Here is a 14,293-nt window from a genome sequence, read left to right as displayed (position 1 = left end):
CCAAGTCAAGATCTGTCTTTTCTTCTAAACCTCTAGTCAAATGTCGTCACTTGACTACACGCGTTGATCACGCGCGCGCGGACTTCCACGACCGGGACCCCGCCTGCCGCGCGCACGAACGCGGGGGAGGATCTCAAGTGACCAGTAGAACCTGGACGTTCAGAGCGGCCGCCATAAGCGTGGCGCTCGCGGCGGCCACCGCCACCGCGTCGACGTACGCGATGGCCGACGACGCCTCGGCCCCCCGGTCCACCACCGTGGACCGGCACGACCCGGCGGATCGTCACCATGACGAACACGACCTCGAAGGCCCGCTGAGCAAGACGCAGGAAGCTCAGCGCCAGGAGGCCCTGAAGCAGGTCATATCCGGCAAGAGCAAGGTCAAGAACCGCGAGGGTTCGAAGGTCGTCCAGCTCAAGAGCAAGAAGGGCGACGCCAAGTACGTCGAGCTCGGCCGCGAGAAGACCGACAAGATCTTCACGATCCTCGTCGAGTTCGGCGACCAGGTCGACAGCCGCTACGGCGGCACCGCGGGCCCGCTGCACAACGCGATACCCAAGCCCGACCGCAAGAAGGACAACTCCACGGCCTGGCGGGCCGACTACGACCGGGACTACTTCCAGGACCTGTACTTCGGTTCCGGCAAGGGCGTCGACTCCGTCAAGACCTACTACGAGAAGCAGTCCTCGGGCCGCTACTCGGTCGACGGCGAGGTCTCCGACTGGGTCAAGGTCCCTTACAACGAGGCCCGTTACGGCAACAACGCCTGCGGTGACTCCAACTGCCCGAGCGTGTGGAACGTCGTCAGCGACGGTCTGAACGCGTGGGTCTCCCAGCAGAAGGCAGCGGGGAGGACCGACGCGCAGATCAAGGCGGACGTCGCCAAATTCGACGAGTGGGACCGCTACGACTTCGACGGCGACGGCGACTTCAACGAGCCCGACGGCTACATCGACCACTTCCAGATCGTGCACGCCGGCGAGGACGAGTCCGCGGGCGGCGGCGCCCAGGGCACCGACGCGATCTGGGCCCACCGCTGGTACGCCTTCGGCACCGACGCCGGCGCCACCGGACCCGAGAACAACAAGCTCGGCGGCGCGAAGATCGGCGACACCGGCATCTGGGTCGGCGACTACACCGTCCAGCCGGAGAACGGCGGACTCGGCGTCTACGCCCACGAGTACGGCCACGACCTCGGTCTGCCGGACCACTACGACACCGCGGGCGGCGAGAACTCCACCGGCTTCTGGACGCTGATGTCGTCCGGTTCCTGGCTCGGCACCGGCAAGAACGAGATCGGCGACCTGCCGGGCGACATGACCGCCTGGGACAAGCTGCAGCTCGGCTGGCTCAACTACGACAAGGCCAAGGCCGGCGTCAACTCCTGGCACAAGCTGGGCGTCGCCGAGTACAACACCAAGCACAAGCAGGCCCTGGTCGTCGACCTCCCCAAGAAGGCGGTCACCACCGAGATCGTCGCCCCTGCCGAGGGCAAGACCCAGTGGTGGAGCGGCAGCGGTGACAACCTGAAGAACACGCTGACGCGTTCGGTCGACCTGACCGGCAAGTCCAAGGCGCAGCTGACCTTCGACGGCTGGTACGACATCGAGGCCAACTACGACTACCTCTACACCGAGGTCTCGACCGACGGCGGCGCCAACTGGACCGCCCTCGACGGCACGGTGGACGGCCAGCCGATCCCGCGCGACGGCAGCGACAAGCCGGTCCTGACCGGCACGGTCGACGGCTACAAGAAGCTCGCCTTCCCGCTCGACGCCTACGCCGGCAAGAAGGTCGACCTGCGCTTCCGGTACCAGACCGACGGCGGCGTGGCCCAGAAGGGCTTCGCGGCCGACTCGATCACCGTGACCGCCGACGGCGCCCCCGTCTTCACCGACAACGCCGAGAGCGCGGACGCCGCGTGGAAGGCCACCGGCTTCTCCCGCATCGGCGCGTCCTTCACCAAGGACTACGCGCAGTACTACATCGCCGAGAACCGGCAGTACGTCTCGTACGACAAGACGCTGAAGACCGGCCCGTACAACTTCGGCTTCACGGCGCGCCCGGACTGGGTGGAGCACTACGCCTACCAGAACGGCCTGCTGATCTGGAAGTGGGACACCTCCCAGGCGGACAACAACACCAGCCAGCACCAGGGCACCGGTCTGGTCCTGCCGATCGACTCGCACCCGGACCAGCTGAAGTGGGCCGACGGCACGCTGATGCGCAACCGGATCCAGTCCTACGACTCGCCGTTCAGCCTCTACCGCACCGACGGCATGACGCTGCACAAGGCGGACGTGGCGAAGTACATCCCGGGCTCGAAGGGCGTCTCGGTCTTCAACGACCGGAAGAACGACTACTACGACGAGTCGAACCCGACCGCGGGTGTCAAGATCACTGACACCAACACGAAGATCAAGATCCTCAAGGAAGCCAAGGACGGCTCGACGATCGAGCTCGAGGTCGGCGCCGCGGGTAGGTAATCCGTATCCTTGCAGGTCAGAACATGATCGGCGGTGACCCACTGGCGGGTCACCGCCGATCCGTGTTTAGGTGCGTCCTGTGACTCTCTTATTGACACCGACCGACACGGGGGGATGAGCGCATGGCCGCAGGAGGCTTCTGCAAGCTGCCGAACGGCACGGTGGTGGTGGCGCTGAACCTGCCCAGCCCCGCCGTCGACGGCCCCGGCGCCGTCCGTGTCCTCGTCCACTCCGTGAACCGCGCGCGGGCCCTGACCAGGCTCCGGAATCTCGGTCTGCGGTCGGTCTACCTGCGCGGCAACGCCGCCCCTCCCACCCCCGACGAGATCACCGCGGTCCTGCACCACCCCGACGGCCTCATATGGCGCACGGCCCCCGACAACGGTGTCGCGTCGAGTCCCGAGCTGGTCCAGGAGTTGTGGCGTCCGATCAGGGCCCTCCTGCGGCGCCCGGCGGCCCACACCTGATCCGCACGGGCCCGTCGAGGCGCGGGGCTACTGCACGACCGGCTTGCCCGACAGCTCCACACCGGCCTCGCGCAGCTCCTCAAGGGCCCGGTCCGTCGTCTCCTGGGCCACCCCGGCCGTCAGGTCCAGCAGAACGTGCGTACGGAAGCCCTCCCGGGCGGCGTCCAGGGCGGTGGCCCGTACGCAGTGGTCCGTGGCGATACCGACCACGTCGACCTCGGTGACCTCGCGGGAGCGCAGCCAGTCGGCCAGGGGCGTGCCGTTCTCGTCGGCGCCCTCGAAACCGCTGTACGCCGCCGAGTACGCCCCCTTGTCGAACACCGCGTCGATCGAGCCGGAGGCGACCGCGGGGGCGAAATTGGGGTGGAAGCCGACGCCCTCCGTGCCGGCGACGCAGTGCGCGGGCCAGGAGCGGGCGTAGTCCGGGTTCGTGGAGAAGTGGCCGCCGGGGGCGATGTGGTGGTCGCGGGTGGCCACGACGTGCTGGTAGCCGGACCCGGCCGCCTGCCCGATCAGCTCCGTGACGGCGGCGGCCACGTCGGCGCCCCCGGACACCGCGAGGCTGCCCCCCTCGCAGAAGTCGTTCTGCACATCGACGACGATCAAGGCGCGGCGCATGGTCGGTGTCCTTCGGCTATGAGGTCGGCAAGCCCGGCCGGTGAACCACCGAGCCTATTGACAGAGGGGAGCGAGTGGGAGGGGGCGCGGTTCGGCGCATCTCGGCACACCGCCTTTAGCTACCCGAGGTCTCGTGCAGGTACTCCGTGGGAAGGACGGGCTCCCCGCGCGAGAGCTGCGTGGCCGACATCGGGAGACCCGCGCGCGCCCTCGTGTGCCGCTCGCGCGCCGCGTCGAGGGGCTCACGCGCCACCACCTCGCCGCCCTTGACCAGCTCCACCAGCAGTTGCCGGTCCGCGAGCCCGTCCGGCACCGGCCCGGTGCCGATCACCTCGGCCTCGGCGACCCCGTGGGAGTCCAGCCGCCGCGCGGCCCACTTGCGTCCGCCGACCGAGGTCTTGCCGCCGCTGGACTTCTTCGCCACGGCCACCAGCGGTGCCTTCGGGTCGGTGGACTCGGCCCGTGCGACCAGCTTGTAGACCATCGAGGAGGTGGGGTGGCCGGAGCCGGTCACCAGCTGGGTCCCGACGCCGTAGGCGTCCACCGGCGCCGCCGCGAGCGAGGCGATCGCGTACTCGTCCAGGTCCGAGGTCACCACGATCTTCGTGTCGGTGGCGCCCAGCTCGTCCAGCTGCCGGCGGACCCGGTGCGCGACGAGCAGCAGGTCACCGGAGTCGATCCGTACCGCGCCCAGCCCGGTCCCGGCGACCTCGACGGCGGTGCGGACCGCCTCGGCGACGTCGTAGGTGTCCACCAGCAGCGTGGTGCCGCGGCCGAGGGTGTTCACCTGGGCCTGGAAGGCGTCCCGCTCGCTGTCGTGCAGCAGGGTGAAGGCGTGCGCGGAGGTGCCGACGGTCGGGATGCCGTAGCGGAAGCCGGCGGCCAGGTCGGAGGTGGTGGCGAAACCGCCGACGTACGCGGCGCGGGAGGCCGCCACCGCCGCGAGCTCGTGGGTGCGCCGGGCGCCCATCTCGATCAGCGGCCGGTCACCCGCGGCCGCCGACATGCGCGAGGCGGCCGCGGCGATCGCCGAGTCGTGGTTGAGGATCGACAGGATCACGGTCTCCAGCAGCACGCACTCGGCGAAGGTGCCCTCCACGCGCATGATCGGCGACCCCGGGAAGTACACCTCGCCCTCGGGATAGCCCCAGATGTCCCCGCTGAACCGGTAGCCGGACAGCCACCGCAGGGTCTCCTCGTCGACGATCCCCCGCTCGCGCAGGAAGTCCAGCACGGCCGAGTCGAAACGGAAGTTCTCCACCGCGTCCAGCACCCGGCCGGTGCCGCCCACGACGCCGTAGCGGCGGCCGTTCGGCAGCCGCCGGGTGAAGACCTCGAACACGCTCCGCCGCTCGGCCGTGCCCGACGCGAGGGCGGCCCGCAGCATCGTCAGCTCGTACTGGTCCGTGAAGAGAGCCGTCGAGGGGACGCCCACCCGTCGCCCACCACCACCCTTCCGAGGAAGCGCTTCGCGCCCTTCTTCTTCTGGCAGCCCAAGGTCCGCTGTGTTCATGTGAGGAGCGTACCCCCATTTCGTCAATCTGACGATTGCGGTCCGGGGACACGCGATCGCCTTGCGGCCAGGCCCGTTTGTGCGTCTACCCCCCTCGGGTGGCAGCATGGGCTGTGTGACGTCACCCGCACCCCTGGAGATCGAACAGACCGAGTCGGCGGAGGAGGTTTTCGCCGTACCCGAGCCGGACGTCCCGTGGGTCACGATCGTCCACAACGACCCGGTCAACCTCATGAGCTATGTGACGTACGTCTTCCAGTCGTACTTCGGCTACTCCAAGGACAAGGCCACCAAGCTCATGCTCGACGTCCACCACAAGGGCCGGGCGGTCGTCTCCAGCGGCAGCCGCGAGGAGATGGAACGCGACGTGCAGGCCATGCACGGCTACGGCCTGTGGGCCACCCTCCAGCAGGACCGCAAGTAGCCAGCTCCCCGCCCAGCAGCGAAAAGGCGTACATGCCCGGAACCTTCGAACCGCTCCCCGGCGGCGGCGCGGCCGTCGCCCTCGACGACGTCGAGATCTCCATCATCCGGTCGCTGGCCGTCCAGCTCCTGGAGCTCATCGGCCCCGGCCCCGCCGAGGACGCCCCCGACGACCCGCTCGCCGAGCTGTTCGCCGAGGGGCCGAGCGAGCCGCCCGCCGACCCGGTGCTCAGGCGGCTGTTCCCGGACGCCTACAGCGACCCCGGGCAGCCCGCCTCACCGCGGGAGGCCGAGGAGCAGCGGGCGCACTCCGCGGAGTTCCGCCGCTACACCGAGAACGACCTGCGGGCCGGCAAGCGGGACAGCGCCCTCGCGGTGATCCGCTCCCTCGACGCGCTCTCCTCGGCCTCCGCCGGCGAGGGCGGTGCCGTGCTGAAGCTGTCGACGGCGGAGTCCCAGCAGTGGCTGGGGGCACTGAACGACCTGCGGCTCGCGATCGGCTCGCGGCTGGAGATCACCGACGACGAGGACACCGACCTCCTCTACCGCCTTCCGGACGACGACCCGCGCAAGCCGATGGTGATGGCCTACCTGTGGCTGGGTGGACTCCAGGAAACGCTGGTCGGAACCCTTATGCCCTGATCGGTGCAGATTTCGTGACCGCCGGGTGACCGAAAAGTGTTCGCTCAGAGGACACTCAAATCCGGATAACGATCGCGTCACCGCACCTGCCTTCTATGGCCACTTCGGGTGCGTTTTGTCTGCTTTTCCCTGTGTCGTGCGCCACATCGCGCCCTCGTGATCAGTGTTTCGGGCGTGATAAATCTTCACGACCGCCCGGCAGAACACCACCCGAATGTTCGGCCGGGTGCGCCACCGAGCCGGCAACCGCCGGCCAGGCACGAGCGGGCTCGCGGGCCCGCTCAGCTCCATCATTCCGGGGGGATCGAAACCCGATCCGAGGCCGACGAGAGGCCCGGATCGGCATGGAGAAAGGCGCACCACACATGACCTCTGCGCAGGTCGACACGGAGAAGGCATCTGAAGAGGGCTACGAGCGCGGACTCGGCAGCCGTCAGGTCCAGATGATCGCGATCGGCGGCGCCATCGGCGTCGGTCTGTTCATGGGCGCCGGGGCGAACATCGCCAAGGCCGGGCCCAGCATCATCCTCATGTACGCCCTCGCGGGCGTGATCATCTTCTTCATCATGCGAGCGCTGGGCGAGCTGCTGCTCTACCGCCCGGTCTCCGGCTCCTTCGCCGAGTACGCCCGCGAGTTCCTCGGCCCGTTCCTCGGGTTCGTCACGGGCTGGACGTACTGGCTCCTGTGGGTGGTCACCGGCATGGCCGAGCTCACGGCCGCCGCCATCTACATCCACTTCTGGTTCCCCGAGATCCCGCAGTGGGTCAGCGCCCTGGTGTTCCTGGTGGTGCTCTTCGGCGTCAACCTGATCTCCGTCAAGATCTTCGGCGAGGTCGAGTTCTGGTTCTCGATGATCAAGGTCACGGCCATCATCGGCATGATCGTCATCGGCCTCGGCGTGCTCACCCTCGGCTTCTCCGACGCCGGCGACACCGCCACCGTCTCCAACCTCTGGTCGCACGGCGGCTTCTTCCCCAACGGCATCGGCTCCAGCCTGATGACCCTCCAGGGCGTCATGTTCGCCTACCTGGCCGTCGAACTCGTCGGCGTCACCGCGGGCGAGTCCGAGAACCCCGAGAAGACCCTGCCCAAGGCCATCAACACCCTGCCCTGGCGCATCATCGTCTTCTACGTCGGCGCCCTGCTGGTGATCCTCTCCGTGGTCAAGTGGACCGAGTTCTCCGCCGGCGAGAGCCCCTTCGTGCACGCCTTCGGCAAGATCGGCATCCCGCTCGCCGCGGGCATCGTCAACTTCGTGGTGCTCACCGCCGCCCTGTCGTCCTGCAACTCGGGCATGTACTCCACCGGCCGCATGCTGCGCGACCTGGCCGCCAACAGCGAGGCGCCGCAGGCGTTCGGCAAGCTCAACGCCCGCCGGACGCCCGCCGTCGGCATCGCGGTCTCCGTGGCGCTCATGGGCATCGGCGTCGTCCTGAACTACGTCGTCCCGGAGAAGGCGTTCGTGTACGTCACCTCCGTCGCCACCGCGGCCGGCATCTGGACCTGGATGATGATCCTCGTCAGCCACATCCGCTACCGCTCCGCGGTCGACGCGGGCCGGCTGCGCGCCTCGTCCTTCCCCGCCCCCGGCGGAGCGCTCTTCAGCTGGGTCGCGCTCCTCTTCCTCGTCGGCGTGACCTGCATGATCGCCTACGACAAGGACGCCCGGGTCTGCCTGTACGTCGCGGCCGGCTGGGCCGTCGCGCTCGGCGTCGGCTGGGCGGTGCTCAAGCGCCGCAACCCGCAGCTCACCGAGCGCCGCGACCCGGAGTTCGAGCAGGTCGGCTGACCACCCCGCAGGACGCCCGCCGCAGGGAGTACTCGTGGCACCCCCTGCGGCCGCCGCTCAGGGCGTCCGGCATACGGGCCGTTCCGTACCAACCCTCGGTACGGAACGGCCCTCTGCTTATGCTGGCGAGCATGCTGACCATCACCCAGGCCCTCGTCGACCAGATCGTCGCCCACGCGCGCAAGGACCACCCCGACGAGGCGTGCGGCGTCGTCGCCGGCCCGGCCGGAGCGGACCGCCCCGAGCGCTTCATCCCGATGCTGAACGCGGCCATGTCGCCCACGTTCTACGAGTTCGACTCCGGCGACCTGCTCAAGCTCTACCGTGAGATGGACGACCGCGACGAGGAGCCGGTGGTCATCTACCACTCCCACACCGCGACCGAGGCCTACCCCTCGCGCACCGACATCTCCTACGCCAACGAGCCCGGCGCGCACTACGTCCTGGTCTCCACCGCCGACACCGACGGTGCGGGCGAGTTCCAGTTCCGCTCCTTCCGCATCGTCGAGGGCGAGGTCACGGAGGAGGAGGTCCAGGTCGTCGAGGCCTACTGAGCACCTCTGAACAGGGCGGTCTCACTCCCCGGCCCGAAAACGTCCGCCATGTGGGATCACATTCCAGGACCCGGACCGGGAATCGATACGATGAGCCCATGGTTTTCCACGACGTGAGCGAAAAGACGCCGGGCGATCTGCTCGTGGCGCGGCTGCACGTCGACCTGTGCAGGCTCGCCAGCGCCATCTGTTGACGCACGTCCCTGCCGCCGTACGGCCGTGAGCCGCGGCGCTGCACACACGCACCACCTGCTGTTCCTGCGCTGCCGCGCGCCCCGACTGACTACTCCCGACAGGAGCCCTGAAGCCATGGCCATCGAGGTCCGCATCCCGACCATCCTCCGCACCTACACCGACGGTCAGAAGGCAGTGGAGGGCAAGGGAGAAACCCTCGCCGAGCTCTTCACCGACCTCGAGACCCGGCACGCCGGCATCCAGGCCCGCATCGTGGACGGCGACCAGCTGCGCCGCTTCGTCAACGTGTACCTGAACGACGAGGACGTCCGCTTCCTCGACGGCATCAACACCAAGCTGTCGGACGGCGACAACGTCACGATCCTGCCGGCCGTGGCCGGCGGCATGGTCTGATCACCCATGCGCTACGACTCCCCCCTGGCCGCGGTCGGCAACACCCCCCTGGTGCGCCTGCCGCGGCTGTCGCCGTCCGCCGACGTCCGCATCTGGGCGAAGCTGGAGGACCGCAACCCGACGGGGTCCGTCAAGGACCGCCCCGCCCTGCACATGATCGAGCAGGCGGAGAAGGACGGCCGCCTGACCCCGGGCTGCACCATCCTCGAGCCGACGTCGGGCAACACCGGCATCTCCCTGGCCATGGCGGCGAAGCTCAAGGGCTACCGCATCGTCTGCGTGATGCCGGAGAACACCTCGCAGGAACGCCGGGACCTGCTGGGCATGTGGGGCGCGGAGATCATCTCCTCCCCGGCCGCGGGCGGCTCCAACACCGCCGTGCGCGTCGCCAAGGAGCTCTCGGCCGAACACCCGGACTGGGTGATGCTCTACCAATACGGCAACCCGGACAACGCCGGCGCCCACTACGCCACGACCGGCCCCGAGATCCTCACCGACCTGCCGTCCGTCACGCACTTCGTGGCCGGCCTCGGCACCACCGGCACCCTCATGGGCGTCGGCCGCTACCTGCGCGAGCACAAGCCGGACGTCCAGATCGTCGCCGCCGAACCGCGCTACGACGACCTGGTCTACGGCCTGCGCAACCTCGACGAGGGCTTCGTCCCCGAGCTGTACGACGCCTCCGTCCTCACCAGCCGCTTCTCCGTCGGCTCCGCGGACGCGGTCACCCGCACCCGCGAGCTGCTCCAGCAGGAGGGCATCTTCGCCGGAGTCTCCACGGGCGCCGCGCTGCACGCCGCGATCGGCGTCGGCAAGAAGGCCGTCAAGGCCGGAGAGCCGGCCGACATCGTCTTCGTCGTCGCCGACGGCGGCTGGAAGTACCTCTCGACCGGCGTCTACACGGCGGCCACGACCGAGGAAGCCATCGACACCCTCCAGGGCCAGCTCTGGGCGTAGCCGACGGCGCGCACGACACGAAGGGCTGGAGTCCTGCACTCCAGCCCTTTCCCGTCGCGGTGCTCAGCCCGCCAGATACCGCACCTGGTCCCACAGCGTCGGATCCACCACACCGACCCGCCGCCGGAAGCCCCACACCGGAACCTCCCGCAACTCGTCCGTCTCCAGGAAACTCGCGCGCCCCTGGGCGTCGCCGACCGAGCCCGGCGGCAGCGGGATCACACCGGTGCGCCCGTCACGGAACCGCGTGGTGATCTTCGCGACCGTCGCCCGCTCCCCGCGCACCGCCAGCACCAGACAGGGCCGGTCCTTCGTCCGGGCCTCGTCCTCGTAGGGCACATCGGCCCACCAGATCTCCGCCGGCTGCGGCCGGCCCTCCGTGAGGACGGCCCCCGCGCTCCGGCCGCTCCGGGCCGACGGCCGCCGCCCCCGGCCCCAGCCGTCGACGAGCGTGGCGATGAGCGCGAGCAGCACCACCGCGGCGAGCGCCAGCCACCAGGACGTGTCCATACTGAAAGACGTTACCGGCGCCGCCCCTGCCACGCGCCCCCCTCACAGGGATCACCCCCGGCCATGCCAGCCGAACCGGTGACACCACAGGTGAGTTCGCCCACAACAGGCCTTGGCGGAGGAGCTACCGGAGGTTTTGCGCCTTACGCTCGACGGACCGCACGACCCCCGACGCCCCTCTCAGACTTATCCCGCCAGCGGAGGTTTCTGCTTCATGAAGCTCACCGTCGTCGGCTGCTCGGGGTCGTTCCCGTCCGCGGAATCGGCCTGCTCGAGCTACCTCGTCGAGGCCGACGGCTTCCGGCTGCTTCTCGACCTGGGCAACGGTGCCCTGGGCGAGCTGCAGCGCCACTGCGGTCTCTACGACCTCGACGCGATCTTCCTCAGCCATCTGCACGCCGACCACTGCATCGACATGTGCGCGTACTTCGTCGCACGCTACTACCGCCACGACGGCGGCCGCTGCGATCCGCTCCCCGTCTTCGGCCCCGAAGGCACGGAACACCGGCTGACCACCGCCTACGCGGACACCCCCTCCGCCTCCTCCATGAGCGAGGTCTTCGACTTCCACACGGTCAAGCCGTCCACCTTCGAACTCGGCCCCTTCACGGTGCACACCGAGCGGGTGGCCCACCCCGTGGAGGCGTACGGCATCCGGATCGAGCACGACGGCAAGGCGCTGACGTACTCCGGCGACACCGGAGTGAGCCCCGCGCTGGACGAACTGGCCCAGGACGCCGACCTGTTCCTGTGCGAGGCGGCGTTCACGCACGGCAAGGAGGACATCCCCGACCTGCACCTCAACGGCCGCGAGGCGGGGGAGACGGCGGCCCGGGCCGGTGCCCGCCGCCTGGTCCTCACCCACATCCCGCCGTGGACGGACCCCCAGGTCAACCTCGCCGACGCCCGCGAGGTCTACGGCGGCCGCGTGGACCTGGCCGCGCCGGGGCAGACGTACGAGATCTGAGCACCCCGGCACGAAGGCCCCGGAACCACAGCAGCGGTTCCGGGGCCTTCGGCGTGCGGTGGGCTACTTCGCCTCCGCCTTCTGCAGCTCGGCGAGTTCCTCGTCGGACTCCCGGCCCGGCGTCGGCAGGTCGAACTTGGTGATCGCGAAGCGGAAGACCACGTAGTAGACCGCCGCGAAGCACAGGCCGACCAGGGCCAGCATCCACGGCTTGGTCGCGATACCGAGGTTCAGCAGGAAGTCGATCGCGCCGGCGGAGAAGCCGAACCCGTCCTTCATGCCGAGCGCCCAAGTCAACGCCATCGAGACGCCGGTGAGCACCGCGTGCACCGCGTACAGCACCGGAGCGATGAACATGAACGTGAACTCGATCGGCTCGGTGACGCCGGTGACGAACGAGGTCAGCGCCAGGGAGAGCATCATGCCGCCGACCACCTTGCGGCGCTCGGGCCGGGCACAGTGCACGATCGCCAGGCACGCGGCGGGCAGCGCGAACATCATGATCGGGAAGAAGCCGGTCATGAACTGCCCGGCGGTCGGGTCACCGGCCAGGAAGCGCGCGATGTCACCGCTCTTGCCCTCGTAAGAGCCGGCCTGCAACCAGGGGAAGGAGTTCAGCAGGTGGTGCATGCCGATCGGGATCAGCGCACGGTTGGCCACACCGAAGATGCCCGCGCCGACCGCCCCGGAGCCGACCAGCCACTCACCGAAGTTGTGCAGGGCCGTGCCGAGGACCGGCCAGATGTAACCGAAGACGATGCCGATGGCCAGGCCCGCGAAGGCCGACAGGATCGGCACCAGGCGGCGGCCGCCGAAGAAGCCCGCCCAGTCCGGCAGCTTGGTGCGGTAGAACCGCTGGTAGAGCAGCGCCACGACGATGCCCATGACCACACCGCCCAGCACCTTGGCGTCGGCCGGAGCAGCCACCATGACGGCCTTGCCGTCGACCTCCGCCGCCACCTTGGGCAGGGTCGGGTCGGTGAACGTGGCCAGCACGTTCTTGAAGACCAGGTAGCCGACCACGGCCGCGAGCGCCGTGGAGCCGTCCGACTTCTTGGCGAAACCGATCGCGATGCCCACGGCGAACAGCAGCGCCATGTTGTCGAGGATCGCGTTGCCACCGGCCGCCATGAAGCTCGCGATCTTGGTGATGAACGCGGGGAACGACTCGCGCCCGAGCATGTCGGGGTTGCCGAGCCGGACCAGCAGCGCGGCGGCGGGCAGCACCGCCACGGGCAGCATGAGGCTGCGGCCGATCCGCTGCATGACGGCCATCACGGCCGAGCCCTTCTTCGGGCTCGCGGGCGCGGCGGTGTCTGTGGACATGAGCTTCCTCCATGGGGCACGGCGCCGCCCAGGAAGAATGCGACGGGGGACGGCGGCGTCTCAAAGAAAGGGGAACGCGGTATCCACCGCGCGACCTCCACCGGTGAGTGGTGTAGACCAGTTGTAGCACGGCAGGCCGAACGAGTGGAACCCGCCGATTCCGCCCGCCGCGGCGATCACACCCGCCACTTTTGTCGAGAGGCGGACTCGTGGTGTAGACCAGGCGTTCGACGGTCGCACGAACATGACACCGTGCCACCGGCACAGCCGACAGGGCCACTCGCGCAGAGGGGCCGACTGTGGGTTACTGCGACAAAGCGGTTCGGATCAGGGAGAACGAACATGGCCACCAAGGCTGAGAAGATCGTTGCCGGGCTCGGCGGCATCGACAACATCGAAGAGGTCGAAGGCTGCATCACCCGCCTCCGCACCGAGGTCGCGGACCCCTCCAAGGTCGACGAGACCGCCCTGAAGGCCGCCGGCGCCCACGGCGTCGTCAAGATGGGCACCGCGATCCAGGTCGTCATCGGCACCGACGCCGACCCCATCGCGGCGGAGATCGAAGACATGATGTGAAGGGCGGGGATCGTCCCGGGCTTCACCCCCTGAGACCCCCACCCCCACCGGGGCCCCTCCCACCACGGGAAGGGCCCCTCCCGCGGTACGGATAGGCTCAGCCGCATGTCTCGAATCGACGGCCGCACCCCCCAGCAGCTCCGCCCCATCACCATCGAGCGCGGCTGGAGCAAGCACGCCGAAGGCTCCGTCCTCGTCTCCTTCGGCGACACCAAGGTCTTCTGCACCGCCTCCGTCACCGAAGGCGTCCCCCGCTGGCGCAAGGGCAGCGGCGAAGGCTGGGTCACCGCCGAATACTCCATGCTGCCCCGCGCCACCAACACCCGCGGCGACCGCGAATCCGTCCGCGGCAAGATCGGCGGCCGCACCCACGAGATCAGCCGCCTCATCGGCCGCTCCCTGCGCGCCGTCATCGACTTCAAGGCCCTCGGCGAGAACACGATCGTCCTCGACTGCGACGTCCTGCAGGCCGACGGCGGCACCCGCACGGCAGCCATCACCGGCGCCTACGTCGCACTCGCCGACGCCATCGCCTGGGCCCAGGGCAAGAAACTCATCAAGGCCGGCCGCAAGCCCCTCACCGGCACCGTCTCCGCCGTCTCCGTCGGCATCGTCGCAGGCGTCCCCCTCCTCGACCTCTGCTACGAGGAAGACGTCAGGGCCGACACCGACATGAACGTCGTCTGCACCGGCGACGGCCGCTTCGTCGAGGTCCAGGGCACCGCCGAAGCCGAACCCTTCGCCCGCGACGAACTCGACGCCCTCCTCGACCTCGCCGTCGCCGGCTGCGGCGAACTCGCCGCCCACCAGCGCACCGCACTCGACGCCGTCCTCGAAAAGTAAAAGGCACACCAAGAAGGGTGCCCGGCGCGGGCA

The 14,293-nt window shown here is 69.1% G+C and carries 16 protein-coding genes; 12 read left to right on the top strand and 4 right to left on the bottom strand.

Translation table 11 applies throughout. From position 1 onward, the window contains the following. The first annotated feature begins 137 nt into the window (after positions 1-137). Together AB0F04_RS06695 and AB0F04_RS06690 are read left to right on the top strand one after the other, a co-directional pair. On the top strand, positions 138-2,486 hold the full coding sequence (locus AB0F04_RS06695) for an immune inhibitor A domain-containing protein (protein ID WP_362038456.1): 2,349 nt from the start codon (positions 138-140) through the stop codon (positions 2,484-2,486). Between the two features lie 122 nt (positions 2,487-2,608). Next, complete coding sequence (locus tag AB0F04_RS06690) at positions 2,609-2,953, top strand: hypothetical protein (RefSeq protein WP_362038454.1); 345 nt, start codon at positions 2,609-2,611, stop codon at positions 2,951-2,953. Positions 2,954-2,980: 27 nt separating this feature from the next. Here AB0F04_RS06690 and AB0F04_RS06685 read toward each other — a convergent pair whose 3' ends face one another. Both AB0F04_RS06685 and AB0F04_RS06680 read right to left on the bottom strand, forming a co-directional pair. Continuing rightward, positions 2,981-3,571 carry a nicotinamidase gene (locus AB0F04_RS06685; RefSeq protein WP_362038452.1) on the bottom strand — a complete coding sequence of 197 codons (591 nt, stop codon included), beginning with the start codon at positions 3,569-3,571 and terminating at the stop codon, positions 2,981-2,983. A 115-nt stretch (positions 3,572-3,686) separates the two neighbouring features. Further along, a complete protein-coding gene (locus AB0F04_RS06680; RefSeq protein WP_362038698.1) occupies positions 3,687-4,958 on the bottom strand; it encodes a nicotinate phosphoribosyltransferase in 1,272 nt (423 codons plus the stop codon). Positions 4,959-5,190: 232 nt separating this feature from the next. Here AB0F04_RS06680 and clpS point away from each other — a divergent pair, with 232 nt between their 5' ends. The 7 genes from clpS to AB0F04_RS06645 all read left to right on the top strand — a co-directional run bounded on the left by clpS (position 5,191) and on the right by AB0F04_RS06645 (position 10,038). Continuing rightward, positions 5,191-5,508, top strand: a complete 318-nt coding sequence (gene clpS, locus AB0F04_RS06675; RefSeq protein ID WP_053669872.1) for an ATP-dependent Clp protease adapter ClpS — start codon at positions 5,191-5,193, stop codon at positions 5,506-5,508. Positions 5,509-5,540: 32 nt separating this feature from the next. After that, complete coding sequence (locus AB0F04_RS06670; RefSeq protein WP_362038449.1) at positions 5,541-6,149, top strand: DUF2017 domain-containing protein; 609 nt, start codon at positions 5,541-5,543, stop codon at positions 6,147-6,149. A gap of 365 nt (positions 6,150-6,514) precedes the next feature. Next, on the top strand, positions 6,515-7,939 hold the full coding sequence (locus tag AB0F04_RS06665; RefSeq protein WP_362038448.1) for an amino acid permease: 1,425 nt from the start codon (positions 6,515-6,517) through the stop codon (positions 7,937-7,939). A gap of 131 nt (positions 7,940-8,070) precedes the next feature. Continuing rightward, positions 8,071-8,493 (top strand): M67 family metallopeptidase, encoded by a 423-nt coding sequence (locus AB0F04_RS06660; RefSeq protein WP_362038446.1) that lies wholly within the window; start codon positions 8,071-8,073, stop codon positions 8,491-8,493. Between the two features lie 98 nt (positions 8,494-8,591). Continuing rightward, a complete protein-coding gene (locus AB0F04_RS06655; RefSeq protein ID WP_311688247.1) occupies positions 8,592-8,687 on the top strand; it encodes a putative leader peptide in 96 nt (31 codons plus the stop codon). A 115-nt stretch (positions 8,688-8,802) separates the two neighbouring features. Continuing rightward, positions 8,803-9,081: a MoaD/ThiS family protein gene (locus tag AB0F04_RS06650; RefSeq protein ID WP_362038444.1), complete on the top strand. Its 279-nt coding sequence runs from the start codon at positions 8,803-8,805 to the stop codon at positions 9,079-9,081. Positions 9,082-9,087: 6 nt separating this feature from the next. Continuing rightward, positions 9,088-10,038: a cysteine synthase gene (locus tag AB0F04_RS06645; RefSeq protein WP_362038442.1), complete on the top strand. Its 951-nt coding sequence runs from the start codon at positions 9,088-9,090 to the stop codon at positions 10,036-10,038. Positions 10,039-10,101: 63 nt separating this feature from the next. On the opposite strand, the gene AB0F04_RS06640 is transcribed toward AB0F04_RS06645, so the two are convergent. Beyond that, on the bottom strand, positions 10,102-10,548 hold the full coding sequence (locus AB0F04_RS06640; RefSeq protein ID WP_362038440.1) for a type II toxin-antitoxin system PemK/MazF family toxin: 447 nt from the start codon (positions 10,546-10,548) through the stop codon (positions 10,102-10,104). A 214-nt stretch (positions 10,549-10,762) separates the two neighbouring features. Here AB0F04_RS06640 and AB0F04_RS06635 point away from each other — a divergent pair, with 214 nt between their 5' ends. Next, positions 10,763-11,515, top strand: a complete 753-nt coding sequence (locus AB0F04_RS06635; protein WP_362038438.1) for an MBL fold metallo-hydrolase — start codon at positions 10,763-10,765, stop codon at positions 11,513-11,515. Between the two features lie 63 nt (positions 11,516-11,578). On the opposite strand, the gene AB0F04_RS06630 is transcribed toward AB0F04_RS06635, so the two are convergent. Continuing rightward, positions 11,579-12,841 (bottom strand): PTS transporter subunit EIIC, encoded by a 1,263-nt coding sequence (locus AB0F04_RS06630; RefSeq protein ID WP_362038436.1) that lies wholly within the window; start codon positions 12,839-12,841, stop codon positions 11,579-11,581. A 342-nt stretch (positions 12,842-13,183) separates the two neighbouring features. Here AB0F04_RS06630 and AB0F04_RS06625 point away from each other — a divergent pair, with 342 nt between their 5' ends. Then, positions 13,184-13,417: a PTS glucose/sucrose transporter subunit IIB gene (locus tag AB0F04_RS06625; RefSeq protein WP_053669880.1), complete on the top strand. Its 234-nt coding sequence runs from the start codon at positions 13,184-13,186 to the stop codon at positions 13,415-13,417. Between the two features lie 105 nt (positions 13,418-13,522). After that, positions 13,523-14,260 carry a ribonuclease PH gene (gene rph, locus AB0F04_RS06620; RefSeq protein WP_362038434.1) on the top strand — a complete coding sequence of 246 codons (738 nt, stop codon included), beginning with the start codon at positions 13,523-13,525 and terminating at the stop codon, positions 14,258-14,260. Positions 14,261-14,293 lie beyond the last annotated feature (33 nt).

The organism is Streptomyces sp. NPDC029041, assembly GCF_040637515.1.
GTDB lineage: Bacteria > Actinomycetota > Actinomycetes > Streptomycetales > Streptomycetaceae > Streptomyces.
The sequence above is the reverse complement of the archived record's forward strand: the minus strand, read 5'-3'. Positions and strand labels throughout refer to the sequence as shown.

Bases quoted from the DNA above. Each gene is read 5' to 3' on its own strand.
- AB0F04_RS06690 (WP_362038454.1), top strand. From the start codon at position 2,609: ATGGCCGCAGGAGGCTTCTGCAAGCTGCCGAACGGCACGGTGGTGGTG.
- AB0F04_RS06685 (WP_362038452.1), bottom strand. From the start codon at position 3,571: ATGCGCCGCGCCTTGATCGTCGTCGATGTGCAGAACGACTTCTGCGAG.
- AB0F04_RS06680 (WP_362038698.1), bottom strand. From the start codon at position 4,958: ATGCTGCGGGCCGCCCTCGCGTCGGGCACGGCCGAGCGGCGGAGCGTG.
- clpS (WP_053669872.1), top strand. From the start codon at position 5,191: ATGGGCTGTGTGACGTCACCCGCACCCCTGGAGATCGAACAGACCGAG.
- AB0F04_RS06670 (WP_362038449.1), top strand. From the start codon at position 5,541: ATGCCCGGAACCTTCGAACCGCTCCCCGGCGGCGGCGCGGCCGTCGCC.
- AB0F04_RS06665 (WP_362038448.1), top strand. From the start codon at position 6,515: ATGACCTCTGCGCAGGTCGACACGGAGAAGGCATCTGAAGAGGGCTAC.
- AB0F04_RS06660 (WP_362038446.1), top strand. From the start codon at position 8,071: ATGCTGACCATCACCCAGGCCCTCGTCGACCAGATCGTCGCCCACGCG.
- AB0F04_RS06655 (WP_311688247.1), top strand. From the start codon at position 8,592: ATGGTTTTCCACGACGTGAGCGAAAAGACGCCGGGCGATCTGCTCGTG.
- AB0F04_RS06650 (WP_362038444.1), top strand. From the start codon at position 8,803: ATGGCCATCGAGGTCCGCATCCCGACCATCCTCCGCACCTACACCGAC.
- AB0F04_RS06645 (WP_362038442.1), top strand. From the start codon at position 9,088: ATGCGCTACGACTCCCCCCTGGCCGCGGTCGGCAACACCCCCCTGGTG.
- AB0F04_RS06640 (WP_362038440.1), bottom strand. From the start codon at position 10,548: ATGGACACGTCCTGGTGGCTGGCGCTCGCCGCGGTGGTGCTGCTCGCG.
- AB0F04_RS06635 (WP_362038438.1), top strand. From the start codon at position 10,763: ATGAAGCTCACCGTCGTCGGCTGCTCGGGGTCGTTCCCGTCCGCGGAA.
- AB0F04_RS06630 (WP_362038436.1), bottom strand. From the start codon at position 12,841: ATGTCCACAGACACCGCCGCGCCCGCGAGCCCGAAGAAGGGCTCGGCC.
- AB0F04_RS06625 (WP_053669880.1), top strand. From the start codon at position 13,184: ATGGCCACCAAGGCTGAGAAGATCGTTGCCGGGCTCGGCGGCATCGAC.
- rph (WP_362038434.1), top strand. From the start codon at position 13,523: ATGTCTCGAATCGACGGCCGCACCCCCCAGCAGCTCCGCCCCATCACC.